At 69.0% G+C, this 24,966-nt stretch carries 23 protein-coding genes and 1 riboswitch; of the genes, 16 read left to right on the forward strand and 7 right to left on the reverse strand.

Annotation, left to right across the window (positions count from 1 at the left end; all coding sequences use genetic code 11):
* Position 1: 1 nt before the first annotated feature.
* Complete coding sequence (locus IEZ15_RS16780) at positions 2–1,480, reverse strand: hypothetical protein (protein ID WP_189277658.1); 1,479 nt, start codon at positions 1,478–1,480, stop codon at positions 2–4.
* A 139-nt stretch (positions 1,481–1,619) separates the two neighbouring features.
* Positions 1,620–1,817 (reverse strand): hypothetical protein, encoded by a 198-nt coding sequence (locus IEZ15_RS16785; RefSeq protein ID WP_093893628.1) that lies wholly within the window; start codon positions 1,815–1,817, stop codon positions 1,620–1,622.
* A 160-nt stretch (positions 1,818–1,977) separates the two neighbouring features.
* Between IEZ15_RS16785 and IEZ15_RS16790 the strand changes: the two genes are divergently transcribed.
* A complete protein-coding gene (locus IEZ15_RS16790; protein ID WP_189277660.1) occupies positions 1,978–2,952 on the forward strand; it encodes a carbohydrate kinase family protein in 975 nt (324 codons plus the stop codon).
* Between the two features lie 14 nt (positions 2,953–2,966).
* Here the strand turns inward: IEZ15_RS16790 and IEZ15_RS16795 are convergent, their stop codons facing one another.
* A complete protein-coding gene (locus tag IEZ15_RS16795; protein ID WP_189277661.1) occupies positions 2,967–4,349 on the reverse strand; it encodes a cysteine desulfurase/sulfurtransferase TusA family protein in 1,383 nt (460 codons plus the stop codon).
* 271 nt (positions 4,350–4,620) lie between these two features.
* On the opposite strand from IEZ15_RS16795, the gene ctaC reads away from it, so the two are divergent.
* The 4 genes from ctaC (at position 4,621) to IEZ15_RS16815 (ending at position 9,134) form a co-directional block, all read left to right on the forward strand.
* On the forward strand, positions 4,621–5,583 hold the full coding sequence (ctaC, locus tag IEZ15_RS16800) for an aa3-type cytochrome oxidase subunit II (protein ID WP_189277663.1): 963 nt from the start codon (positions 4,621–4,623) through the stop codon (positions 5,581–5,583).
* A complete protein-coding gene (gene ctaD / locus IEZ15_RS16805; RefSeq protein ID WP_189277665.1) occupies positions 5,580–7,316 on the forward strand; it encodes an aa3-type cytochrome oxidase subunit I in 1,737 nt (578 codons plus the stop codon). The genes ctaC and ctaD overlap by 4 nt, the downstream gene beginning before the upstream one ends.
* Positions 7,313–7,711: a cytochrome c oxidase subunit 4 gene (locus IEZ15_RS16810; protein ID WP_189277667.1), complete on the forward strand. Its 399-nt coding sequence runs from the start codon at positions 7,313–7,315 to the stop codon at positions 7,709–7,711. Before ctaD ends, IEZ15_RS16810 begins: the two co-directional genes overlap by 4 nt.
* Before the next feature lie 160 nt (positions 7,712–7,871).
* On the forward strand, positions 7,872–9,134 hold the full coding sequence (locus IEZ15_RS16815) for a L,D-transpeptidase (RefSeq protein ID WP_189277669.1): 1,263 nt from the start codon (positions 7,872–7,874) through the stop codon (positions 9,132–9,134).
* A gap of 57 nt (positions 9,135–9,191) precedes the next feature.
* On the opposite strand, the gene IEZ15_RS16820 is transcribed toward IEZ15_RS16815, so the two are convergent.
* A complete protein-coding gene (locus IEZ15_RS16820) occupies positions 9,192–9,593 on the reverse strand; it encodes a DNA-binding transcriptional response regulator (protein WP_114244129.1) in 402 nt (133 codons plus the stop codon).
* Between the two features lie 187 nt (positions 9,594–9,780).
* Here IEZ15_RS16820 and ctaE point away from each other — a divergent pair, with 187 nt between their 5' ends.
* The 6 genes from ctaE (at position 9,781) to IEZ15_RS16850 (ending at position 16,923) form a co-directional block, all read left to right on the forward strand.
* Complete coding sequence (ctaE, locus tag IEZ15_RS16825; RefSeq protein ID WP_114244128.1) at positions 9,781–10,401, forward strand: aa3-type cytochrome oxidase subunit III; 621 nt, start codon at positions 9,781–9,783, stop codon at positions 10,399–10,401.
* 62 nt (positions 10,402–10,463) lie between these two features.
* Positions 10,464–11,273, forward strand: coding sequence for a cytochrome bc1 complex diheme cytochrome c subunit (gene qcrC / locus IEZ15_RS16830; RefSeq protein WP_114244127.1), 810 nt, complete (start codon positions 10,464–10,466; stop codon positions 11,271–11,273).
* Positions 11,270–12,322, forward strand: a complete 1,053-nt coding sequence (qcrA, locus tag IEZ15_RS16835; RefSeq protein ID WP_114244126.1) for a cytochrome bc1 complex Rieske iron-sulfur subunit — start codon at positions 11,270–11,272, stop codon at positions 12,320–12,322. Before qcrC ends, qcrA begins: the two co-directional genes overlap by 4 nt.
* Complete coding sequence (qcrB, locus tag IEZ15_RS16840) at positions 12,319–13,944, forward strand: cytochrome bc1 complex cytochrome b subunit (RefSeq protein WP_114244125.1); 1,626 nt, start codon at positions 12,319–12,321, stop codon at positions 13,942–13,944. The genes qcrA and qcrB overlap by 4 nt, the downstream gene beginning before the upstream one ends.
* A 125-nt stretch (positions 13,945–14,069) precedes the next feature.
* Entirely contained in the window at positions 14,070–15,134 is a 1,065-nt protein-coding gene (gene trpD, locus IEZ15_RS16845) for an anthranilate phosphoribosyltransferase (RefSeq protein ID WP_189277671.1), read from the forward strand.
* An 83-nt stretch (positions 15,135–15,217) separates the two neighbouring features.
* Positions 15,218–15,335: riboswitch (SAM riboswitch) on the forward strand.
* A 175-nt stretch (positions 15,336–15,510) separates the two neighbouring features.
* Positions 15,511–16,923, forward strand: a complete 1,413-nt coding sequence (locus tag IEZ15_RS16850) for an aminotransferase class V-fold PLP-dependent enzyme (RefSeq protein ID WP_189277673.1) — start codon at positions 15,511–15,513, stop codon at positions 16,921–16,923.
* 80 nt (positions 16,924–17,003) lie between these two features.
* Here IEZ15_RS16850 and IEZ15_RS16855 read toward each other — a convergent pair whose 3' ends face one another.
* Together IEZ15_RS16855 and IEZ15_RS16860 are read right to left on the reverse strand one after the other, a co-directional pair.
* A complete protein-coding gene (locus IEZ15_RS16855) occupies positions 17,004–17,285 on the reverse strand; it encodes an Lrp/AsnC family transcriptional regulator (protein WP_093543818.1) in 282 nt (93 codons plus the stop codon).
* The gene (locus tag IEZ15_RS16860; RefSeq protein ID WP_189277675.1) at positions 17,282–18,034 is read right to left on the reverse strand and encodes a rhomboid family intramembrane serine protease; all 753 of its coding nucleotides are present in this window, start codon (positions 18,032–18,034) and stop codon (positions 17,282–17,284) included. Before IEZ15_RS16860 ends, IEZ15_RS16855 begins: the two co-directional genes overlap by 4 nt.
* Before the next feature lie 161 nt (positions 18,035–18,195).
* Here IEZ15_RS16860 and IEZ15_RS16865 point away from each other — a divergent pair, with 161 nt between their 5' ends.
* The 5 genes from IEZ15_RS16865 (at position 18,196) to IEZ15_RS16885 (ending at position 23,694) form a co-directional block, all read left to right on the forward strand.
* A complete protein-coding gene (locus IEZ15_RS16865; protein ID WP_093893615.1) occupies positions 18,196–18,438 on the forward strand; it encodes a hypothetical protein in 243 nt (80 codons plus the stop codon).
* Between the two features lie 37 nt (positions 18,439–18,475).
* Positions 18,476–19,837: an NYN domain-containing protein gene (locus IEZ15_RS16870; RefSeq protein WP_189277677.1), complete on the forward strand. Its 1,362-nt coding sequence runs from the start codon at positions 18,476–18,478 to the stop codon at positions 19,835–19,837.
* A gap of 284 nt (positions 19,838–20,121) precedes the next feature.
* Complete coding sequence (locus IEZ15_RS16875; protein WP_189277678.1) at positions 20,122–21,150, forward strand: C40 family peptidase; 1,029 nt, start codon at positions 20,122–20,124, stop codon at positions 21,148–21,150.
* A gap of 238 nt (positions 21,151–21,388) precedes the next feature.
* Positions 21,389–22,420 carry a C40 family peptidase gene (locus IEZ15_RS16880; protein ID WP_189277680.1) on the forward strand — a complete coding sequence of 344 codons (1,032 nt, stop codon included), beginning with the start codon at positions 21,389–21,391 and terminating at the stop codon, positions 22,418–22,420.
* Between the two features lie 17 nt (positions 22,421–22,437).
* Positions 22,438–23,694, forward strand: a complete 1,257-nt coding sequence (locus IEZ15_RS16885) for a hypothetical protein (RefSeq protein WP_189277683.1) — start codon at positions 22,438–22,440, stop codon at positions 23,692–23,694.
* An 11-nt stretch (positions 23,695–23,705) separates the two neighbouring features.
* Here the strand turns inward: IEZ15_RS16885 and IEZ15_RS16890 are convergent, their stop codons facing one another.
* On the reverse strand, positions 23,706–24,956 hold the full coding sequence (locus tag IEZ15_RS16890) for a glycosyltransferase 87 family protein (protein WP_189277686.1): 1,251 nt from the start codon (positions 24,954–24,956) through the stop codon (positions 23,706–23,708).
* Between the last annotated feature and the right edge of the window lie 10 nt (positions 24,957–24,966).

The following is a 24,966-nucleotide window of genomic DNA, read 5'->3' on the forward strand; positions in this document are numbered from 1 at the left end:
GTCAGGCGCGGGGCACGTCGCCGCCCGACGCCGCGTCGACCACCGTCCGGTCACCGAGCGGGGCGTCCAGCGTCACCGTCCGGGTCAGCTTCTCGGCGATCATGATGCAGACCTTCTTCTCGGCCGGCTGCGACTCCGTCACCGTCACCCGCACCGTCTTCCCGTCCTCGGCCGCGCTCGCCGCGTACTTACTGCACACCCCGCCCCAGAACGTCACCGACAGGGTTCGCCCGTCGGCGCTGTACGACAGGATCTGCTGCCGGGACTTCTCCGTGTCCCCCGGGGGCGGGGTCGTCGCCGACGGTGCGTCCTTCGCCAGATACGCGGGGTCCACGGCGATCTGCGACACGGTGCCACCGGTGCCGCCCGCGGCCGGCCGCACCGAGAAGAGCCACGACGGTACGAGCGTCTGCTTGCCCGCCACGTACTGCTTGGTCAGGCCGAACACCGCCTTGTCGACCGTCACGGTCGTCGTCGGCCGCTCCGCCCCGGTCCGCGTCCCGCAGTGGACCTTCGGCGACTTCAGGTCATCCTCCAGCGGTACGGGAGTGGCACACCCGCCGACGTCCGCGCGCCCGCCCGTCCTGGATGCCGCCCCGTTCAGCTGCTTCAGCGCCTCGCCCGCGCTGATCACCGGATAGCTGTCGCCCTTCTCCAGGCCCTTCAACTGCCCGCTGCCGCCTACCACTTCGCCGTCCGGGCCCACCTGGATGCCGGTCGACCAGCCGTAGGTGGGAAGCCCGTCGATCACCGGGTCGGCATTCACCACCCGTACCGAGCCCATGAGTTGGCGGGTGTCGAGAGTGGCGTCGTCCTGACCCACCGCCTTCAGGACCGGTGTCGCGGCAGCCCTGGCGGCGCTCTCGCTCACCGGGGAGCCGGTGCCCCCCGGCGCGACCTCCTGGGTCGAACAGGTCGCGCCCTTCGGGCAGTTGTCCGTTCCCCCGGAGCCGTACCGGGCGAAGCTCCAGGTGCCCGGAGCCTGCTTGTTCACCCGGAGGACCGGGCCCGAGCCGTCCCCGTCGGACCCCACCTTCCAGGACGTTCCCTCCGCCTGCGGCGTGCCCTGCACCCCCAGTGCCTTCGCCAGCCGGGCCACCTCCGCCGCGGAGACGGTCCCCTCCGCGCGCTGCACCGCGGCCGTACGCGGTCCCTCGGGCAGCTTGCCGGACGCGCGGTAGACCACCTGGCCGCCGTGCGGATCGGGCTCGCCGGGTGCGATGCCGGGTGCGATGCCCGGCGAGGACCCGTCGGGCGCCGTCGGGTCGCCCGCACGTTCGTCCAGGGCAAGCAGGGAAGGGGTGTGCTCCCCGCTGCCCGCCGCGCTGCCGCTGCTTCCGCCCTCCCCGTCCGCGGCGGTCGCGGCCCAGTACGCGCCGCCGCCCCCGGCCAGCAGTACGGCGGCCGCCACCGAGGCCACGGCGAGCGGTGAACGCCGCCGGGGGCCGGTCACATCGTTGTCGGGTCGCTCGGTGCTCACCGGATCGCTCCTTCGCCTGGATCGCCGTCACAGGCCGTCACCCGGCCTGCCGTCCGTCCCGCGGGTGGGGACAACGGTGGGACGGGGCACAGGGGCGCACGGTTCCCTCAGGGGGTGTCGGACGCGTTCGGTGCCGGTCTCAGTCGCCGTATTCGGACATGGCGTCGATCAGCCGGGCGGAGGCGGCGGGCACGGTGACCCCGTGAATCAGGGACGGCGCCACCCGAACGGGGGCAGACTTCGCGGGGACCACCCAGTGCGGAGCCATCCGTGCGCAGTCACCGCGCAGCTCGGCCAGGCTGATCTCGGACTCGCGTGTGGCGCTGTGGTTCGACATAGCCGCACCGTAGGCACCGCACACCTCAGGAAGAAAGACCTACTATCGGGTAGTTTTCCCCCCTTCAGGGCGAGTGCGGGGAACGGGTAGCGTGAACTGTCACGCCGCCCCGGGAACGCAGTCACCCGTTCCCCCCGATCTCCGCAGGAGCAGTCTCCCCGTGCGAATCGCAGTCACCGGCTCCATCGCCACCGATCACCTCATGACCTTCCCCGGCCGTTTCGCCGACCAGCTGGTCGCGGATCAGCTGCACACGGTCTCGCTCTCCTTCCTGGTCGACAACCTCGACGTGCGCCGGGGCGGTGTCGCCGCCAATATCTGCTTCGGCATGGGTCTGCTGGGCACGAACCCGGTCCTGGTCGGCGCCGCGGGCTCCGACTTCGACGAGTACCGTGCCTGGCTCGACCGCCACGGCGTCGACACCGGTTCGGTCCGGATCTCCGAGGTCCTGCACACCGCCCGGTTCGTCTGCACGACGGACGCCGACCACAACCAGATCGGCTCCTTCTACACGGGCGCGATGAGCGAGGCCCGGCTCATCGAGCTGAAGGCCGTCGCCGACCGTGTCGGCGGCCTCGACCTCGTCTCGATCGGCGCCGACGACCCCGAGGGGATGCTCCGCCACACCGAGGAGTGCCGCTCCCGCGGAATCCCGTTCGCCGCGGACTTCTCGCAGCAGATCGCCCGGATGGACGGCGACGAGATCCGGATCCTCCTCGACGGCGCCACGTACCTCTTCTCCAACGAGTACGAGAAGGGGCTCATCGAGTCCAAGACCGGCTGGAGCGACGAGGAGATCCTGGCCAAGGTCGGCCACCGGGTCACCACGCTGGGCGCCCGCGGTGTCCGGATCGAGCGGGCCGGCCAGGAGACGATCGAGGTCGGCTGCCCGGAGGAGGAGACCAAGGCCGACCCGACCGGTGTCGGCGACGCCTTCCGGGCCGGTTTCCTCTCCGGTCTCGCCTGGGGCGTCGGCCTGGAGCGCGCCGCCCAGGTCGGCTGCATGCTCGCCACCCTGGTGATCGAGACGGTCGGTACCCAGGAGTACACCCTGCGCCGCGCCCACTTCATGGACCGCTTCACCAAGGCGTACGGCCACGACGCCGCCGCCGAGGTCCGCGCGCACCTGAGCTGAGCCGAAGAGGAACCTCAGGTCAGCCGGCGGACCACATAGGCCGAGCCACGGTCCGCCGGCTCCTCGCCCACGTACTCCTGCTCGCGCATCGCACACCAGGCCGGGATGTCCAGGCGCGCCGCCTCGTCGTCACTGAGCACGGTCACCGTCCCGCCCAGCGGTACCTCCCCGATCACCTTTGCCAGCTCGATCACAGGGATCGGGCAGCGCTTCCCGAGGGCGTCGACCACCAGGGACGCGGTCACGGCAGGGGAGGGGGGCGCGGAAACGGGAGCACCCAGCCTCTCCCGTACCTCTGCCACCACCCGCGGCAGCACGTCCAGGAAGCGCTCGACCTCCTCGCCCGCGGTGCCGGTCGGCAGCGACACCCGTACGTTCCCCTCCGACAGCACCCCCATCGCCCTGAGCACGTGGCTCGGCGCCAGCGTGCTGCTGGTGCAGGACGAACCGGATGATACGGAGAATTCGGCTCGATCCAGTTCGTGGAGCAGTGTCTCTCCGTCGACATAGAGACAGGAGAAGGTCACCAGATGCGGCAGCCGCCGCACCGGATCTCCGACCACCTCCACATCGGGCACCAACTGCGGCACCCGGGCCCTGATGCGGTCCACCAGGGCCCGCAGCCGCACGGACTCCGCCGCCGCCTCCGCCCGCACCGCCCGCAGCGATGCCGCCGCGGCCACGATCGCGGGAAGGTTCTCGAACCCCGCGGCCCGGCCCGCCTCCCGCTCGTCGGCCGGTCCTTGAACCGTGAACCGCACCCCCTTGCGTACTGCCAGCAGCCCGACACCCGAGGGCCCGCCCCACTTGTGCGCGCTGGCCGCCAGCAGCGACCAGCCGCCCGGCACCGGCCCCCAGCCCAACGACTGCGCGGCATCCACCAGCAGCGGCACCCCCGCCGCCCGGCACAGCTCCGCGACCTCGGCCACCGGCTGTTCGGTGCCGACCTCGTGATTGGCGGACTGCAGACAGGCCAGCGAGGTGTCCTCGCGCAGCACCTCCGCGTACGCCTGTGCACTCACCGCCCCCGACCGGTCCACCGCGACCTCGGAGACCGATCCGCCCTGCGCCTCATGGGCGGCGGCCGAATGGAGCACCGACGAGTGCTCCACCGCGGAGAAGACCAGATGGCGGCCGACACGCCGACGCCCCGCGAGAGCCCCGGAAATTCCGGAGTGCACCGCCCGGGTACCCGAAGGAGTGAATGTGAGCTCGTCCGGCCGGCACCCGACGGCCTCCGCGGCGGCCTCCCGGGCCGCGTCCAGCAACAGCCGGGCCCGCCGCCCCTCGCGGTAGAGCCTGGCCGGGTCGGCCCACCCCTCGTCCAGCGCGGCAAGCAGCGCCTGGCGGGCGACGGGGTGCAGGGGTGCGGAGGATGCGGCGTCGAAGTAGGGCACGCGGCCACGCTAGCCCGCGTCGGGTCCGCACCCGGGGACGGGGCCGCCCGCCCAGCCAGGAGAGAGGGCGTCAGATGGCGGCCGGAGGCCCGTATTCCACCCCTTCGGGGTGTCGGGCGGCGCGTTGGGCACCCTCCCCGCGCGACCCCAAATAGCGTCCAGTAGGGTTTGGTCCGCATAAACATCCAAACCCCTGCCCGCGTCAGGGCGGCGACCGACCAGAGAGACGGCCGCGCCGACCGCGCGGGCGAGACTCTCGGGAAGGCGCTACGTGAGTCCCAACGGCTCCGACCGCTCGTCGCGGCGCCCGATGCGGCGGAAGCTGCCGCAGGTGCTGACTGCGGGCCTGGTCCTGGCAACCGCCACCGGTTGCACATACAAGGACTTCCCCCGCCTCGGTATGCCTACGCCGGTAACGGAAGAGGCACCACGGATCCTTTCCCTCTGGCAGGGCTCGTGGGCGGCAGCGCTCGCCACGGGCGTGCTGGTCTGGGGCCTGATCCTGTGGAGCGTCATCTTCCACCGGCGCAGCCGCACCAAGGTCGAGGTTCCTACGCAGACCAGGTACAACATGCCCATCGAGGCGCTGTACACCGTGGTCCCTCTGATCATTGTCTCGGTGTTGTTCTACTTCACCGCGCGCGATGAATCGAAGCTCCTCTCGCTCTCCCCGAAGCCTGCCCACACCATCAACGTGGTCGGCTACCAGTGGAGCTGGGCCTTCAACTACATCGAGAACGTGGACGGGTCCTCCGCCACGGGCAACGAGATCCCCAAGGAACTCGACGCCATCCCGGACAAGTTCCGGAAGGATTTCCCCAAGAGTGCCGAAGGCGTCTACGACTACGGCGTCCCGGGAACCCGGAACCCGCAGAACGGCAACCCGGGTCCGACCCTGTGGCTGCCGAAGGGCGAGAAGGTCCGCTTCGTTCTGACTTCGCGTGACGTCATCCACTCCTTCTGGGTGGTGCCGTTCCTCATGAAGCAGGACGTCTTTCCGGGCCACACCAACGCCTTCGAGGTGACTCCCAAGGAGGAGGGCACCTACATGGGCAAGTGCGCCGAGCTCTGCGGCGCCGACCACTCCCGGATGCTCTTCAACGTCAAGATCGTCTCTCCGGAGCGCTACCAGGCGCACCTCAAGGAGCTGGCGAAGAAGGGCCAGACGGGCTACGTGCCGGCCGGCATCGAGCAGACTGACCCGGCCAGGAATGCGGAGACGAACAAACTGTGAGCATCCTCAACGAACCTCAGGGTGCCGCGGCAGCAGACGACTCGTACGAGGACGAGCTGCCGGTCCGGCGGAAGCAGCCGGGAAACATCGTCATCAAGTGGTTGACCACCACTGACCACAAGACGATCGGCACGATGTACCTGGTCACATCGTTCGCGTTCTTCTGCATCGGCGGTCTGATGGCGCTCTTCATGCGCGCCGAACTGGCCCGTCCCGGCACGCAGATCATGTCGAACGAGCAGTTCAACCAGGCGTTCACGATGCACGGCACGATCATGCTGCTGATGTTCGCGACGCCGCTGTTCGCCGGGTTCGCGAACTGGATCATGCCGCTGCAGATCGGCGCGCCCGACGTGGCGTTCCCGCGGTTGAACATGTTCGCGTACTGGCTGTACCTCTTCGGCTCGATCATCGCGGTGGCCGGCTTCCTCACCCCGCAGGGTGCGGCCGACTTCGGCTGGTTCGCCTACTCCCCGCTCTCGGACGCCGTCCGCTCGCCGGGAATCGGCGCCGACATGTGGATCATGGGTCTGGCCTTCTCCGGCTTCGGCACGATCCTCGGTTCGGTCAACTTCATCACCACGATCATCTGCATGCGCGCCCCCGGCATGACGATGTTCCGCATGCCGATCTTCGTCTGGAACGTTCTGCTGACCGGTGTGCTGGTCCTGCTGGCCTTCCCGGTCCTCGCCGCCGCGCTCTTCGCGCTGGAGGCGGACCGCAAGTTCGGTGCGCATGTATTCGACGCGGCCAATGGCGGCGCATTGCTCTGGCAGCACCTCTTCTGGTTCTTCGGCCATCCAGAGGTGTACATCATTGCCTTGCCATTCTTCGGAATCATTTCCGAAGTGATCCCGGTGTTCAGCCGGAAGCCGATGTTCGGCTACATCGGTCTGATCAGTGCGACGATCGCCATTGCAGGCCTCTCCGTGACCGTGTGGGCGCACCACATGTACGTCACCGGCGGTGTGCTGTTGCCGTTCTTCTCGTTCATGACATTCCTCATCGCGGTACCGACCGGTGTGAAGTTCTTCAACTGGATCGGCACGATGTGGAAGGGGTCGCTGTCCTTCGAGACACCGATGCTCTGGGCCGTCGGCTTCCTGATCACCTTCACCTTCGGTGGTCTGACCGGCGTGATCCTGGCGTCGCCCCCGCTGGACTTCCACGTCTCGGACTCGTACTTCGTCGTCGCGCACTTCCACTACGTCATCTTCGGCACCGTGGTCTTCGCGATGTTCTCCGGATTCCACTTCTGGTGGCCGAAGTTCACCGGCAAGATGCTGGACGAGCGGCTCGGCAAGATCACGTTCTGGACGCTGTTCGTGGGCTTCCACGGCACGTTCCTGGTGCAGCACTGGCTGGGTGCCGAGGGCATGCCGCGTCGTTACGCGGACTACCTCGCCGCGGACGGCTTCACCGCGCTGAACACGATCTCGACGATCTCCTCGTTCCTGCTCGGCCTGTCGATGCTGCCGTTCTTCTACAACGTGTGGAAGACCGCGAAGTACGGCAAGAAGATCGAGGTCGACGACCCGTGGGGCTACGGCCGCTCGCTGGAGTGGGCGACCTCCTGCCCGCCGCCGCGGCACAACTTCCTCACGCTGCCGCGGATCCGTTCCGAATCCCCGGCGTTCGACCTGCATCACCCGGAGATCTCGGCGCTCGAGCAGCTGGAGCACCACTCCGCGGATGACAAGGCCCTCGCTGGTGGCAAGGAGGCCGGTAAGTGAAGATCCAGGGCAAGATGTTCCTCTGGCTGAGCGTCTTCATGCTCGCCATGGCCATCACGTACGGCGTGTGGTCGAAGGAGCCGGCCGGTACCACCGCGCTCGTCCTGGGCTTCGGCCTGAGCGTCATGATCGGCTTCTACCTGGCCTTCACGGCGCAGCGGGTCGACGCCATGGCTCAGGACAACAAGGAAGCCGATATCGCGGACGAGGCCGGCGAGGTGGGGTTCTTCTCCCCGCACAGCTGGCAGCCGCTCTCGTTGGCCGTCGGTGGTGCCCTCGCCTTCCTGGGCATCATCTTCGGCTGGTGGCTGCTCTACTTCTCGCTCCCGGTGATCCTGATCGGCCTGTTCGGCTGGGTCTTCGAGTACTACCGCGGTGAGAACCGCACCCAGTGACAGCGAGTCACCGCTCCACCTGACGGGGGGCCTGTACTTCTCCACCAAGGGAAGTGCAGGCCCCCTGTTTGGCGTGTACTTCTCCGCCAAAAGAAGTGCAAACCCCCCGTTTGGAGTCACATTGCGCGCTTATAGGGATGAATCTTCATAGCGTGTGTTCATGAACCACGTGCCGCGCTTCCGCCCCGTAGTGAGCTGCACTCTGCTGGTCGTGACCCTGGTCGCAGGTGTGACCGCCTGCGGTGGGTCCAATGGCCACCCGCTCGCGGCGAAACCGTACGATGCGGCGGACGAGATCTCCTCCAACGTCCCCGAGGGCGACGAGAAGGCCGACTCCGACAAGCCGCTCGAGGTAACCGTCAACGACGACGACGGCCGGATCACGGACGTGTCGGCCGTGGACGCGATCGGACGCCATCTGGCTGGCGAGCTCGATGCCGACGGGAAGCGCTGGCACTCCATCTCCCCGCTCGCCGCCGGCGCCCGCTACACGGTCCGGGTCAGCATGGAGGACGGCGACGGCGCCCCGGGCAGCCGCACGCTCTCCTTCGAGACCGCCTCCGCCAATGCCAAGAAGCTCCTGAAGGTCACCTTCGGCCCTCAGGCGGGCACCTACGGCGTCGGACAGCCCATCACGGCGGAACTCAGCGCTCCGGTCAAGGACAAGGCGTCCAGGGCCATCGTGGAGCGTGCCCTGCGGGTCCGCTCCACACCCGCCGTGACCGGCTCCTGGTACTGGGTCGACGACAAGATCCTGCACTACCGCCCCAAGGACTACTGGCCCGCCAAGGCCGCCATCGAGGTCACCAGCGGCCTGGCGGGCATCAAGGTCACCGACACGCTGTACGGAGCCCCCGCGAAGGCGCTGAAGCTCACCACGGGCGACCGTGTCGAGGCCATCACCGACGCCGCGGCGCACACGATGTCCGTCAAGCGCAACGGGAAAGTGATCAACACCATTCCGGTGACCACCGGCAAGCCCGGCTTCTCCACCCGAAACGGCGTCAAGGTCGTGCTGAGCAAGGAGTACTCCGTACGCATGCGCGGGGAGACCATCGGCATCTCGGAGAATTCCGACGACGGGTACGACCTGCTGGTCTACTACGCGACCCGTGTCACCTGGAGCGGCGAGTACGTGCACGCGGCCCCCTGGTCCACCGGCTCGCAGGGGTACGCGAACGTCAGCCACGGCTGTACGGGCATGAGTACCAGCCTGGCCGAGTGGTTCTTCAACACCGTGCGCCCGGGCGACATCGTCCAGGTCGTCGGCAGTCAGGGCGAGATGATGACGCCGTTCGACAACGGCTACGGCGACTGGAACCTTTCCTGGGCCAAATGGCAGGAAGGCAGCGCTCTGTGGAAGAACGACACCCCGGACCGCACAGACACCTTCCAGGCGGCGCGACTGCGCCCCGAGGTCTGACCGGTCCGGGGAGTGCGCCGCCCCTCGGCGGGACTGCGGGCAGAACCCCGGCAGGGCTCAGGCGTCCACGCAGTCCCTGCTGCGCAGCAGAGCGGCCAGGGCGTCCGCGAACTCGACCGGTTCGACCGGCAGGGTCACCGCGGCGTCCGCACGGCTCCAGGTGGCCAGCCAGGCGTCCTGCGGGCGCCCGATCAGCAGCAGCACGGGCGGGCAGTGGAAGATCTCGTCCTTGATCTGCCGGCAGACGCCCATGCCGCCCGCGGGTGCCGTCTCGCCGTCCAGCACACAGACATCGATGCCGCCGTTGTCCAGTGCGTCCAGGACGGCGGGCAGGGTGGCGCACTCGAGGAACTCCACCGGTGGCACATCGGCCGCGGGCCTGCGCCCGGCTGCCAGCCTCACCTGCTCACGGGTGTTGGCGTCGTCGCTGTAGACCAGGACCGTGGCGGTCGGCTGCATTGTTCCTCCGTGACATCTGTGTCTTCGGGGCTTTCCGGGCATGAACCGATGCGCGGATCGTACTCCGCCCGATGGGCTGTCAGCACCGCCCGGGACAGCGGATTCATGGGCCGTTCGGGGAGGGCACACCCTGTTGACACACCGAACGGCACCCCCGGGAGTGAGGGCGGGATAAGGGACCGACATAATGTCGGTCGTGGCGACAGCAACGACAGTAGAAACCGGGCACGCGCACCCGTCGGTCAATCGACCGAACCTCACCAGCGTCGGAACCATCATCTGGTTGAGTTCCGAGCTGATGTTCTTCGCGGCCCTCTTCGCGATGTACTTCACCCTGCGATCGGTGACGGGACCGGATCACTGGAAGGAAATGGCTTCGGCCCTGAACTTCCCGTTCTCGGCGACGAACACCACGATCCTGGTGCTCTCCTCACTCACCTGCCAGCTCGGCGTCTTCGCCGCGGAGCGGGGCGACGTGAAGAAGCTCCGCACCTGGTTCGTGATCACTTTCGTGATGGGTGCGATCTTCATCGGAGGCCAGGTCTTCGAGTACACCGAGCTGGTGAAGAAGGACGGCCTCTCGCTGTCCTCCGACCCGTACGGCTCGGTGTTCTACCTGACGACCGGCTTCCACGGGCTGCACGTGACAGGCGGTCTCATCGCCTTCCTGCTCGTTCTGGGCAGGACATACGCAGCCAAGAGGTTCACCCACGAACAGGCGACCGCTGCCATCGTCGTGTCCTATTACTGGCACTTCGTCGATGTCGTGTGGATCGGCCTCTTCGCCACGATCTACATGATCAAGTAACCGGGCTCGAACCCGAACCACATCCAGCATCGACGCAGAAGATCCTGACACCGGGGTAATCCGTGAAAAAGCTCTCCGCACGACGACGCCATCCGTTGGCGGCGGTCGTCGTACTACTCCTCGCGCTGGCGGCCACTGGGGGGCTGTACGCCGCGTTTGCGCCCGCGAGTAAGGCGCAGGCCGACGACACCGCCCAGTCCCTCGCCATCGATGAGGGCAAGAAGCTGTACTCCGTCGGTTGCGCCAGCTGCCACGGAACCGGCGGTCAGGGCACCACCGACGGGCCGAGCCTGGTCGGCGTGGGCTCCGCCGCCGTGGACTTCCAGGTCGGTACGGGCCGTATGCCGGCGCAGCAGCCGGGTGCCCAGGTACCGAAGAAGAAGGTCATCTACAGCCAGGCCGAGATCGACCAGCTCGCGGCGTACGTCGCGTCGCTCGGCGCCGGCCCGATCGTTCCGACCAAGAATCAGGTCAGCCCTGAGGGTGCGGACATCGCCAAGGGTGGCGACCTGTTCCGTACCAACTGCGCGCAGTGCCACAACTTCACCGGTGAGGGTGGTGCGCTGACGAACGGCAAGTACGCACCCAGCCTCGAAGGCGTGGACCCGAAGCACATCTACGAGGCCATGCAGACCGGCCCGCAGAGCATGCCGTCCTTCCCGGACACGACGATGCCCGAGCAGCAGAAGCGGGACATCATCGCGTACATCCAGACCGTCAACAGCAGCCAGTCGGAGAACCCGGGTGGTCTGAAGCTGGGCGGCCTGGGCCCGGTCAGTGAGGGTCTGTTCGCCTGGATCTTCGGGCTCGGCGCACTGATCGCAGTTGCCATTTGGGTCGCGGCCCACACCGCTAAGGCCAAGAAGTCATGAGTAGCCAAGAGATTCCAGACGAGAACCTGCCCGCTGAGCAGGGCACCGCGCACGGCGCGGTAGAGGTCGCGGACGACCCGTTCGCCGACCCGGGGCTGCCGGCCCACAAGCCGCGCATCCAGGACATCGACGAACGGGCCGCGAAGCGCTCCGAGCGCGCCGTGGCGTTCATGTTCACGCTGTCCATGCTGGCGACGATCGGCTTCATCGCCTCGTACGTCATCTTCCCGGTCGACAAGATCGTGTACATCTGGCCCTTCGGCCATGTGAGCGCGCTCAACTTCTCCCTGGGTCTGACCCTGGGCGTGGCTCTCTTCGCGATCGGAGCCGGTGCCGTCCACTGGGCGCGCACCCTGATGTCCGACGTGGAGGTCGCCGACGACCGGCACGCCATCGAGGCGACGCCCGAGGTCAAGGCGAAGGTCCTGGCCGACTTCGCGGCAGGTGCCGAGGAGTCCGCGTTCGGGCGGCGCAAGCTGATCCGCAACACCATGTTCGGTGCGCTGGCCCTGGTGCCGCTCTCCGGTGTGATGCTGCTGCGCGACCTCGGTCCGCTGCCGGAGAAGAAGCTCCGCAACACCCTGTGGGCCAAGGGCAAGCAGCTCATCAACATGAACACGATGGAGCCGCTGCGTCCCGAGGACGTCGCCGTCGGTTCGCTGACCTTCGCCATGCCCGAGGGCCTGGAGGAGGGCGCGCACGACTTCCAGAACCAGATCGCCAAGGCCGCGCTGATGATCATCCGCATCGAGCCGGACAACATCAAGGACAAGCGCGAGCGCGAGTGGGCCCACGAGGGAATCGTGGCCTTCTCCAAGATCTGCACCCACGTCGGCTGCCCGATCAGCCTGTACGAGCAGCAGACGCACCACGTGCTTTGCCCGTGCCACCAGTCCACCTTCGACCTCTCCGACGGCGCCCGCGTCATCTTCGGTCCGGCCGGTCACGCCCTTCCGCAGCTGCGGATCGGCGTGAACAGCGAGGGCAACCTCGAGGCGCTCGGTGACTTCGAAGAGCCCGTCGGTCCTGCATTCTGGGAGCGCGGATGAGTACTGCGACCGACACACAGCGCAAGGCGCCCGCCGGCGAGCGGGTGGCCGACTGGGCGGACGGCCGGCTCGGGATCTACTCCCTGGCCAAGGCCAACATGCGCAAGATCTTCCCGGACCACTGGTCCTTCATGCTCGGTGAGATCGCCCTCTACAGCTTCATCATCATCATCCTCACGGGTGTGTATCTGACGCTGTTCTTCGACCCGACCATGAGCGAGGTCGTGTACCACGGCTCGTACGAGCCGATGCAGGGCATCCGGATGTCGCAGGCCTACGCCTCGACGCTGGACATCAGCTTCGACGTCCGCGGTGGTCTGCTGGTCCGCCAGATCCACCACTGGGCCGCGCTGATCTTCCTGGCCGGCATGTTCGTGCACATGATGCGCGTCTTCTTCACGGGTGCGTTCCGCAAGCCGCGTGAGATCAACTGGCTGTTCGGCTTCCTGCTGTTCGTGCTGGGTATGTTCACCGGCTTCACCGGCTACTCGCTCCCGGACGACCTGCTCTCCGGTACGGGTGTCCGCTTCACCCAGGGCGCGATCCTGTCGATGCCGATCGTCGGCACGTACATCTCGATGTTCCTGTTCGGCGGAGAGTTCCCCGGCCACGACTTCATCAGCCGGTTCTACTCGATCCACATCCTGCTGCTGCCGGGCATCATGCTCGGTCTGCTGGTGGCGCACCTGATCCTGGTCTTCTACCACAAGCACACGCAGTTCGCGGGTCCCGGCCGCACCAACAAGAACGTCGTCGGCATGCCGCTCATGCCGGTGTACATGGCGAAGGCCGGTGGCTTCTTCTTCCTGGTCTTCGGCATCATCGCCATCATCGCGGCGATCGCCACGATCAACCCGATCTGGAACATCGGCCCGTACCGGCCGGACCAGGTGTCCACCGGCGCCCAGCCCGACTGGTACATGGGCTTCGCCGAGGGTCTGATCCGAGTGATGCCCGGCTGGGAGATCAACCTCTGGGGCCACACGCTCGTCCTGGGTGTGTTCATCCCGCTGATGGCCTTCGGACTGGTGCTCGCGATCATCGCGGTCTACCCGTTCGTCGAGTCCTGGGTCACCGGGGACAAGCGCGAGCACCACATCCTGGACCGCCCGCGCAACGCCCCGACCCGGACGGCCTTCGGCGTCGCCTGGATCACCGAGTACGTCGTCGTCTTCATCGGCGGTGCCAACGACCTGTGGGCCACGCACTTCCACCTGTCGCTGAACGCCATCTCCTGGTTCGTCCGGATCTTCATCTTCGTCGGCCCGGTCATCGCGTTCGTCGCCACCCGGCGGATCTGCCTCGGCCTCCAGCGCCGCGACAAGGAGAAGGTGCTGCACGGGCGCGAGTCCGGCATCATCAAGCGCCTGCCGCACGGTGAGTTCGTCGAGATCCACGAGCCGCTCGGCCCCGAGCAGCTGCACACGCTCACCGCGCACGAGCAGTACAAGCCGGTCGAGATCGGCCCGACGGTCGACAAGAACGGTGTCGAGCGCAAGGTGCCCGCACTGCAGAAGCTGCGGGCCAGGCTCAGCAAGGGCTACTACGGCGAGGACAATCAGATCGCCAAGCCCACCGCCGAGGAGTACAAGGAGATCACCAGCGGCCACGGTCACCACTGATCGCCTGAACTGATCGCCACAGCAGAGCCCCGTCCATCCGATGGACGGGGCTCTTCGCTGTCCGTGGCGCTCGATAGGGTGGGGGGCAACCCCTTTTATCGGCTATGGACCCCCAGGAGCGGACCATGAACGTTGTGACCCCGGTCGGCGGCGACAGCGTGGCGGACCGTTCCTGGCCCGGCGTGCTGAACCCGCTGCTGCGCGGCGAGAACCTGACCGCGGACGACACCGCATGGGCGATGGACCGCATCATGAGCGGTGAGGCGACCGATGTGCAGATCGCCGGTTTCGCGGTGGCCCTGCGCGCCAAGGGCGAGACGGTCGACGAGGTGTCCGGCCTGGTGCGCGCGATGTACGAGCACGCCAACACGATCCACGTACCCGGTCGCACGGTCGACATCGTCGGCACCGGCGGCGACCTCGCCAAGACGGTCAACATTTCCACGATGTCGGCGATCGTCATCGCGGGTACCGGCGCCAAGGTCGTCAAGCACGGCAACCGCGCCTCCTCGTCGGCGAGCGGTTCCTCCGATGTGCTGGAGAAGCTCGGCGTCAATCTGGAGCTCAACGCGCAGCGGGTCGTCGAGGTCGCCGAGGAGGCGGGCATCACCTTCTGCTTCGCGGTGAAGTTCCACCCCGCCCTGCGCTACGCTGCCAGGGCCCGCAAGGAGCTCGGCGCCCCGACGACGTTCAACATCCTCGGGCCGCTCACCAACCCGGCCAAGGTCCGCTCCCAGGCCATCGGCGTCGCCGACCTGCGGATGGCGCCCATCGTCGCCGGTGTCCTCGCCGAGCGCGGCAATTCGGCGCTGGTCTTCCGCGGCGACGACGGCCTGGACGAACTGGCGACCACCGCGACCTCGCGCGTCTGGGTGGTCCGGGACGGATCGGTGCGCGAGGAGGCGTTCGACCCGCGCGACGTCGGTCTGGAGCTGGTGCCGGCGCAGGCGCTGCGCGGCGCCGACGCCTCGTACAACGCGGATGTGGCCCGCCGGGTGCTGGCCGGCGAGCGAGGCCCCGTACGGGAGGCCGTGCTGCTCAACTCGGCAGCGGCACTGGTCGCGCTGGACCCGACGGACGGCACGCTGAACGAGCAGCTCGTCGCAGGGATCGCGAAGGCCGCCGAGTCCATCGACTCGGGGGCGGCCCGGCAGGCGCTGGAACGCTGGGTGGCGGTCAGCAACGCCTGACCCGACGGGATGTGAGGCAGGGCGCGGTCCAGATCTTGGACCGCGCCTTGCGCGTTGACGCACGTATGGCAAGATGCTCGGCAGGTCATGAGTGACAGCGACTACGGCCCCGGCCCGCTGTCCGGCAACCCTCCGTCCGTGGCGGGGTGCCCCGGGTGAAGACCAGGCCGTAGGCAGCGAGGTCTGCGGCAAGCGCGGGCCCCTCGGCATCTGTGAATGCCAGCCCCCGGGGTCCTGGTCCCTAGGGAGTCTCTTGTGAGCAAGCGAATGCGATAGGGCTTATCGGCCCTCCTCCGCACACCCATTTTCACTTTCCGCTGCGCTGCCGCGTATCCGCCGGCGCATGCAATTCGCCTGCCTGTTACGGGAGTTCGCCATGTCTGTCTTCACCGCTGCCGCCGATCAGTCACTTTGTACCCCTCTGCCGGTTCTGGGCAAGGATGTAACGGTTCCGCTGGTCACGGGTGGTGAAGTCACGTACGCCGCTCTCGACTACGCCGCCAGCGCCCCGGCCCTGCAGCGCGTCTGGGACGACGTCGCCGCGTACGCCCCGTACTACGGCAGCGTCCACCGCGGCGCCGGGTACCTCTCGCAGCTCTCCACGGACCTCTTCGAGAACAGCCGCGCGACCGTCGCGGAGTTCCTCGGCTGCCGCGCCGACGACCAGGTGATCTTCACCCGCTCGACCACCGACTCCCTCAACCTGCTGGCCGCCGTCGTCCCCGCCGACTGCCAGGTCTTCGTGTACGAGACCGAGCACCACGCCTCGCTGCTGCCCTGGCGCGATGCCCGGGTGACCTACCTCAACGCCCCGCGAACCCCGGCCCAGGCCGTCGAGACGCTGGAGCGGGCGCTCGCCGACCGTGACCCCTACGGGCCTGCGCTGGTCTGCGTCACCGGCGCCTCCAACGTCACCGGCGAACTGTGGCCGGTCAAGGAACTGGCGGCCGCCGCGCACGCGCACGGTGCCCGGATCGTGCTGGACGCCGCGCAGCTCGCCCCGCACCACCCCGTCGACATCGCAGAGCTGGACGTCGACTGGGTCGCCTTCTCCGGACACAAGCTGTACGCGCCGTTCGGCTCGGGTGTGCTCGCGGGCCGGGCCGACTGGCTGCAGGACGCCGAGCCGTACCTGGCCGGCGGCGGAGCCTCGCGCAAGGTCGCCCGCCGCACGGATGGCGGTGTGGACGTCGAGTGGCACTCCACCGCCGCCCGCCACGAGGCCGGTTCCCCCAACGTCATCGGCGTGTACTCCATCGCCTCCGCCTGCAAGGCGCTGACCGAGGCGGGCTTCGACCGGCTCGTAGCCCGTGAGCAGCAGCTCGTCACCCGGGTCCGCGAAGGCCTCGCCGAGGTCCCCCAGGTCAAGGTGCTGTCGCTGTTCGGCGACGACGCCCCGCGGGTCGGCGTCATCTCCTTCGTGGTGGAGGGCTGGAACAGCTCGCACTTCGCCGCGGCGCTCTCCGCCGAGTACGGCATCGGGGTGCGCGACGGACTGTTCTGCGCCCACCCGCTGGTCCGCACCCTGCTGGGCAGCGATCCGCAGGACCCGGGCGAGTGCGGTGCGCCGGAGGCCGAGCCGGGCGAGCTCCCCCAGTCTCGAACAGACTCGACCGGGGGGACCCCCCTGCTCAACGCGATCCGGGTGAGCTTCGGCGCCGGTACACCGGACGAGCACATCGAGCGATTCGTGTGCGCGGTCAAGGAACTGGTGAGCAAGGGCGCCCAGTGGAAGTACCGCACCGAGGACGGCCGCTGCGTCCCGGACCGGGGCGCAGCGCAGCTCTGACGGTCACGCAGCACTGCGGCGGGGGACGGGCTCGGCTGCCCGTCCCCCGCCGCAGTGCAACGCCGTAATGAGGGGCGTACCTACGCGTCGAGGCCGATGGCGAAGGCGGCCTCCAGGTCGTGCTGCGAGTACGTACGGAAGGCCACATGCGTATCGGTGGCCTCGACGCCGGGGATCTTGCTGATCCGGCCGGGGATGACGTCCGCCAGATCGTCGTGCTTGGCCACCCGGACCATGGCGATCAGGTCGTACGTACCGGTGACCGAGAAGACCTCGCTGACGCTGTCCAGCGCCGCGATGGCCTCGGCGATCTCGGGAATCCGGTCCACGCTGGTTTTGATGAGCACGATCGCGGTGATCACGGCTGGCTTTCTCCCTCGGTGGCCGTGGCTGGAGTCTTCACTCTATCCGTACGCCGGTATCGCCCCCAGGCGTAGAGGAAGCCGAGGGCGAAGCCGACCACATGGGCCAGATAGGCCACGCCGGGGCCCCCGCTGCCCGCGCCCTGGACCGCCAGCCACTGCAGGACGAACCAGAAGATCAGCACGATCCAGGCAGGGAAGCGCAGCGGCAGGAAGAAGAGGAACGGGAACAGGCTGGTGACCCGGGCCCTGGGGAACAGGTAGAGGAACGCTCCCAGCACCGCCGAGATCGCCCCCGACGCACCGACGAGCGTCTCGTCGGACGAGGCGTGCGCGGCCGCATAGCCGACCAGGGCGAGATAGCCGCAGCCGAGATAGAAGAAGGTGAACTCGGCATGGCCCATGCGCTCCTCGGCCATCGCCCCGAACACGTACAGGAAGAGCATGTTGCCGAGCAGATGCAGCCAGCTGCCGTGCACGAAGAGGGCGGTGAGCGGGGTGAGCAGGGCGCGTGCGGAGCCGTCCCACAGCTCGCTCGGGATCACGCCCCAGCGTTCGAAGTACCCGGCCTGGGCGGCGAGCAGGGCGTCGGCGGTGCCGTAGGACGGGTTGAAGCCGGAGAGCGGACTGATCAGGAAGACCAGACAGCACAGGGCGATCAGGGCATAGGCCACGGGCGGTCCGCCCGAGGTGACCGTCCGTAGCAGTCCACTGGCTAATCTGGCGGCCGCAGCCCGCCGATCGATCATGAACAGAGCATGACGCAAGTGGAGGGAACGGGACAGACCGCCTCGCCGTGTCGGGGGGACGTGGCTAGGCCGTAGGGTTACGGCAGGACATCCGCAGTTCGACGGCGCACCGCGAGATCCTTGAAGCAGGCAGCACGAGGCTCGACGAAAGAGGACGCACGATGACGACGGTTCCCCAGCCGACCGACGGGACCCGCTGGCGCTGCACGCTCTGCGGAAATCTCACACGGTTCGACGTGACGCGTTCCTCCAAGGTCATCGAATACGTCCACCTCGACCTGGCCGGGGAGTCCACCGTAGAGGAACGCGAGGTGGTCAGTGAGACCATCGAGTCGGTGCGCTGCCGGTGGTGCAATGCGGTGGATCAGATCGAACTGGTGGACAGGCCGGGTGCCGACTCCTGACGGGGCCGTGCGGACAGACAATTTGGGGTGACGGATGGTGGAGCAGCCCGCTAGCGGCGCCGAGTCGGCCGAGGCGGCCGACGACGCCGTCGAGGCGCTCGACCGCCCGCTGCCCGAAGGTGTACGGCGCCGGGTCGTCGCGCTGGTCTCGGACGCGTTCGGCGGTCTGACGGTCACCGAACTGCCGGCCCAGCTGAGACAGTACGCCCGCTTCACCCCGACCCGGCGCGCCAAGTTCGCCGGCAATGCGATGGCGGCCGCGCTGGAGGGCGACGCGCTGTTCCGGCAGCGTATCGGCGAATGGCTCAAGGAGGAGCAGCCGGAGCTGACGGCCGCGCTGGAGGCCGGTTCGCCGCCCGCCGCCGCCGACCCCGTCGATGTGGCCGCCGCGGCCTATGTGCTGCGCCCGGTCGGCTGGGTGAAGCTGGTCACCTCCGCCGGCGAGGAGGTTCAGCGGGCCGATGCCGAGCGCGCCGACGAGGAGAGCCGTCGCGAGCTGGAACGGCTGCGCGACGAACTCGCCCAGGCCCGCTCCCAGACGAAGAGCGAGACCGAACGGCTCCGCGGCGAGCTGGACGCGGCCCGCAAGGAAGCCGATTCCCTTCAGCGCAAACTGCGCAGTGTCGCCAACGAGGTCAAGCGCGGCGAGGCCGCGCTGCGGCGCAGCCGGGCCGAGACCGACGCCGTACGGTCCGAGGCGGCCGCCCAGGTCTCCGCGGCCGAGAGCGAGTCCCGTCGGCTCAAGGCGCGGCTCGGTGAGGCCGAGGCGTCCGTCGAGGCGGGCCGCAGGGCCGCCAGGGAGGGCCGTTCGGTCGAGGACATGCGGTTGCGGCTGCTGCTGGACACGGTGCTCGACGCGGCCAGCGGGCTCCGTCGTGAACTGGCCCTGCCACCCTCCTCGATCCGCCCCGCGGACAGTGTCGACGCGGTCGAGCCCGGCCGGATGTCGCCCAAGGACATTGCCGCCAGGGCGCTTTCAGAGACCGACCCGGCCCTGCTCGACCAGTTGCTCGCGCTGCCGCAGGCGCATCTGATCGTGGACGGCTACAACGTCACCAAGACCGGCTATCCGCAGCTGCCGCTGGAGAAGCAGCGGTTGCGGCTGCTGGGCGGTCTCGCGGTGCTCGCGGCGCAGACCGGCGCGGAGATGACCTGTGTCTTCGACGGGGCGGAACTGGCCGCCCCGGTACTGCTCGCACCGCCGCGCGGAGTCCGGGTGCTGTTCAGCAAGCCCGGTGTGACCGCCGATGAACTCATCCGTCAGCTGGCGCGCGCCGAACCGCCGGGCCGGCCCGTCGTGGTGGTCTCCACCGACCGCGAAGTCGCCGACGGAGTGGCGAAGGCGGGCGCCAGGCCCGTTGCGTCCGTCTTGCTCCTGAAGCGCCTTTCGCGCGTCTAGTGACGCTTGTCGGGACTCGGTGGAAATCAGGGAACGGACCGTCAAGTCACCGCTACACCCTGTGTGATGTGGGTAAAGAAGTACCTCCTGTGACGAGATTTTTCTTGTGAGGATTTGAACTGATCACAAGTTGGTCACTAGGGTCGGGCCTCGAACCTTCGCACGGTTGATCACCCATTCGGGGTGACGGCGAAGGCGCCGCCGAGTCCGTGACATGCACGGAGCCGGGGATCGAGTCCCCCCACAGCCCGGTAGGCGGCTCAAGGAAGAAGGAGCTCGCCTTCGTGGGGTCCCACCGCCGTCCCAAGCAGCCGAGCCGCGCCCGTGTGACCGTGCTCACCGCGACCGCCGCCGCAGCCGTCGCCCTGACCTCCCAGGCAGCCCACGCCGACCCCAAGCCCTCCAAGAGCGAGGTCAAGGCGAAGGTCGAGAAGCTCAACCACGAGGCCGGCGCGGCCAATGAGCAGTACTACGGCGCCAAGGAGAAGCAGCAGAAGCTGGAGAAGGAAGTCGGCGCGCTGCAGGACAAGGTGGCCCGCGGCCAGCAGGAGATCAACAACCTGCGCAACGGCCTCGGTTCGCTCGCCGCCGCCCAGTACCGCTCCGGTGGTATCGACCCGTCGGTGCAGCTCTTCCTCTCGTCCAACCCGGACACCTTCCTCGACGAGGCCTCGGCCCTCGACCAGTTGACGGCCAAGCAGACCGAGACCCTGGGGAAGATCCAGGAGAAGCAGCGGGTCCTCGCGCAGGAGCGCAAGGAGGCCCAGGACAAGCTCGGTGACCTCGACGACGTGCGCAAGACGCTCGGCGCGAAGAAGAAGAAGCTCCAGGACAAGCTGGCCGAGGCGCAGCGCCTGCTCAACACGATGACCGAAGCCGAGCGCACGAAGATGCGCAAGGACGAACAGCGTGCCAGCCGCGCCGCCAGCGACCGGGTCGAGCTGGGCAACGAGGTCCCCGCCTCCGCCTGGGGTGCCGCCGCCCTGAACGCCGCCTCCACCCAGGTGGGCAAGCCGTACGGCCGCGGCGGTACCGGCCCCGGATCCTTCGACTGCTCCGGGCTGACCCAGTGGGCCTACGCCCAGGCCAACGTCAGCATCTCCCGGGTCACGTACACCCAGGTCAACGACGGCGTCCATATCGGGCGCAGCGCACTGAAGCCGGGTGACCTGGTCTTCTTCAACAACACCGAGCACGTGGGCCTCTACGCGGGCAACAACACCGTCCTGCACGCCCCGTACCCGGGCACGTTCGTCCGCTACGAGTCGATGAACACCATCGGCAGCTTCCAGTTCGGCGTACGCGTCGGCTGACGACGCCCGAACGGGCGAATTCCCGCGCCCGCGCAGACAGTCCGCCCCGCCGGAGACCACAGGTCACCGGCGGGGCGTCGCCGTTTCCGCCCCCCTTCCGTCCGGCGCGGCCGTTGGTCGCTCCGTAACCGTCCGACTACTGTCTGCCTGCCGTGCAGCTTCCGGTCGTCGGTCCGCCCGCCCCGGGCGGCAGGGGCTGCGCGCGTCTGCGTACACAGCGGAAGGAGTGCGGCGTCCTGTGGTGTCCCATCGCCGTTCCACACAGCCCGGCCTCAACCGGGGCGCCCGGGTCACTGTTCTGTCGGCCGCGGCGGCGACCGCGGCCGCCACCCTCGGGGCGGCCACCGCGAACGCCGACCCGCAGGACGCGCCCCGGACCGCCAGGGCCCGGGTCGACCGGCTGTACAGCGAGGCGGAGCGGGCCACCGAGCAGTACAACAAGGCCGGTGAGAACGCCGACCGGCTGCGCGGCGAGCTGAAGCGGACCCAGGACAGGGCGGCCCGCGACCAGGAACACCTCAACCGGATGCGTACGGCGCTCGGTTCGGCGGTGAGCGCACAGTATCGCTCGGGCGGACTCGATCCCTCGCTTGCTTTGCTGCTCTCCTCCGATCCGGACACCTACCTCGACCGGGCGGCCACCCTGGACCGCCTGACCGAGCATCGGGCCACCGAGCTGCGGCAGCTCCAGCAGGCTCAGCGCTCTCTCGCACAGACCCGTGCGGAGGCCGCCCGGGCGCTGGCCGATCTGGAGCGCAACAGGGCGGCCGTCACCCGCCACAAACGGACCGTCGAGCGCAAGCTCGCCCGGGCCAAGCAGTTGCTGGACGCGCTGCCCGGCGCCGACCGGGCGGACTTCGAGCGGTCCTCGCGCTCCGGCCGCTACGACGCGTTCCCGGCCATGGCCGATCTGCCGGCCGGCTCCGCACGGGCCACCGCAGCCGTGCTGGCGGTCCGGCAGGCGCTGGGCCGCCCGTACATCTGGGGGGCCAACGGACCCGGCGGATTCGACTGTTCCGGGCTGATGCAGTGGGCGTACGCCCAGGCCGGGGTCAGCCTGCCGCGCACCTCGCAGGCCCAGCGGTACGCGGGACGCATGGTGCCGCTCTCCGAGGCCCGCCCCGGCGACCTGGTCGCCTACCGCGCGGACGCCAGCCACATCGGCATGTATGTCGGCAACGGCCAGGTGATCCACGCTCCGTACCCGGGCGCCCCGGTGCGCTACGACCCCGTCGGCATGATGCCCGTCTCCTCGGTCACCCGCATCTGACCCGTACCCTCGACCGGGTGGCTGACAGGCGGCGTACCGCACGGCGGGGACGTAACGGAGGACGGCGCACGGCGGGAGCGCTGCTCGCCGGGCTGCTGTTCGCCTCCGCCTGCGCGGCACCCGACGACGGCGCCGCCCCGGACTCCACCGCCCGAGGTATCCGCGCCACCCTGGACCGCCGCGCGGCCGCCGTGCTGGAACACGACGCGGACGCCTTTCTGGCCGCCATAGACCCGCGGGCCACCGGGTTGCGCACGGCCCAGCGCAGGGAACTGGACAACCTCGCGGACGTACCGCTGAGCTCATGGACGTACCGGCTGACGGACGTGACCGGACAGGGCACCGACCGGGCGACCGCGGACATACAGCTGCGCTACCGGATCAAGGGCTACGACGCCGCCCCGGTCACCGCGGACCGGGTGCTCGATCTGAGACGGGACAGCGCGGACGACCGTTGGTACATCGTCGGCGACCGGGCGGGCAAGGACGGCGGCCGGCAGCTCTGGCAGCAGGGCGATGTCCAGGTGGTGGGCGGAAAGCACAGCCTCGTCCTCGGGGTCGGTCGCACCGAGCAGGAGCTGCACCGGATCGCCCGGGCGGCGGACCGCGCGGTGCCCGCCGTCTCGGACACCTGGCCGGAACGCTGGGCAGGCCGCGTGGTGGTGCTCGTACCGCACACCGTCCAGGACATGGCGGATCTGCTGGGGTCACCGGCGGCGAACTACCGGGGCATCGCGGCCGTCACCACCGGGCAGACCGGCGGTGAGGACCGGGCGCCCGCGGACCGGGTGATCGTCAACCCCCAGGCGTACGGCATGCTCGGCACCTTCGGGCAGCGGATCGTCCTCACCCACGAGATCACCCATGTCGCCACCCGCGCCCGCACCTCCGCCGCCACCCCGACCTGGCTCTCCGAAGGCTTCGCCGACTGGGCGGCCTACCGCGCCGAGGACCGTACCGCTGCACAGACCGCGCCCGAACTGGCCGGCGCCGTCCTGCGCGGCGATCTGCCCGCCGAGCTCCCCACGGACGAGGACTTCGGCTTCGCGGGAGACGCCGCGCGCCTGGCGAGGGCGTACGAGGGCGCCTGGATGGCCTGCGAGCTGATCGCCGACCACTGGGGCGAGGAGAAGCTGTTCGCCTTCTACCGGGCCGTCGGAGGGCACTCAGGGCGGGACGGGGCGGTGGAGCAGGCCATGCAGGAGGTGCTCTCCACGACCCCGCAGGACTTCACCGCACGCTGGCGGGAGTATCTGCGCTCCCGGCTCGGCTGAGCGAGACGCGCTCAGGAGCCGACCGGCTCGGCCTCCCGGCCGACGCCGGACCGGGCGGTCGGCGGCCGCCCGCCCTCGCGCGGCCCCCCGGACACCGTCTGCCGCCACAGCCGCCGGCCGGCGATCAGCGTCGCCGCGACCAGCAGGCCGTTGCGCAGGAACATCAGCGTCACGCCTGTCGCGTCGCTGGTCACCACATGGACGAACCCGAGCGGGAACTCCAGCTGAGTCACGCCCGTGGCGAGCAGCACCAGAACGGCCGGCAGCCCCATCCGGCTGTCGCGGAAGACCAGGCAGACCGCCGCCAGGCCGACCAGCCACAGCATGTACTGGGGGCTGATCACCCGGCTCGTCGTCGTGAACAGCAGCACCGCCGTGAACGCCGCGTCGGCCGGGGTGTTCACCCGGAAGTCACAGGCCCGCAGCCGCCACACCAGCAGCCAGCCGAAGGCCACGACGGACAGGCCGAGCGCGAGCGTGCTCACCAGCGGCACATGCGGACCCAGGAACTCCATCGAGCCGTAGTGCAGCTCCACCCGGCCCTGCCAGCCGAACTGCCGCCACACATGGAAGACCAGCGCCCCCAGCGACTCGACCTCGGTGCCCCGGTCGCGCTGGAAGCCGAGAAAGGCCAGCGCACCGGGCATCGCCACGGTGCAGACCACCAGCAGCCCGGCCGCCGCCACCGCCGCGGCCGACCACGCCCGGCGCGTCTGCGGCCCACGCGCCGTACCGGCCAGGATCAGCGCCGGCCACACCTTCAGCAGCGCACCCACGGCGGCCAGTACCCCCAGCACCCGCGGATGCCGAATCCCCGCAAGCAGCGCCGCCACCGCCACCGCCGCCACCATCACGTCGTAGCGGGCGTACGCGGTCGTACCGAGCAGCGGCACCCCAGCCACCCACACCCAGGCGCCCGCCGTCCACCGGCCGGTCCGGTGGCCCGCGTACAGCAGCAGCCCCAGCACCAGTGCGTCGCACAGGAACGCGAGGACGAAGAAGGCCGAGGCGTAGTCCAGGAACGGCAGCAGGGCGGGGGAGAGGATGGCGAGCGCGGCGAGGGGCGGGTACTGCCAGGTGACGTCGGACTGCGGGTACGTACCGGTCTTCAGGACCTCGGACCAGCCGTGGTAGATCACCGAGACATCACTGGTCACGTCCGGTCCGGGCAGCGTGATCACCTTCGTGACGCAGAGCAGCAGCGCGACCCTGGTGAGGACCCACACCGCTGCAGCGAGCCGCGCGCCGGTCGATCCCGTCATGGACGCCTCA

Origin of the sequence: Streptomyces atratus, assembly GCF_014648655.1 — a bacterium.
Classification (GTDB): Bacteria; Actinomycetota; Actinomycetes; order Streptomycetales; family Streptomycetaceae; genus Streptomyces; species Streptomyces atratus.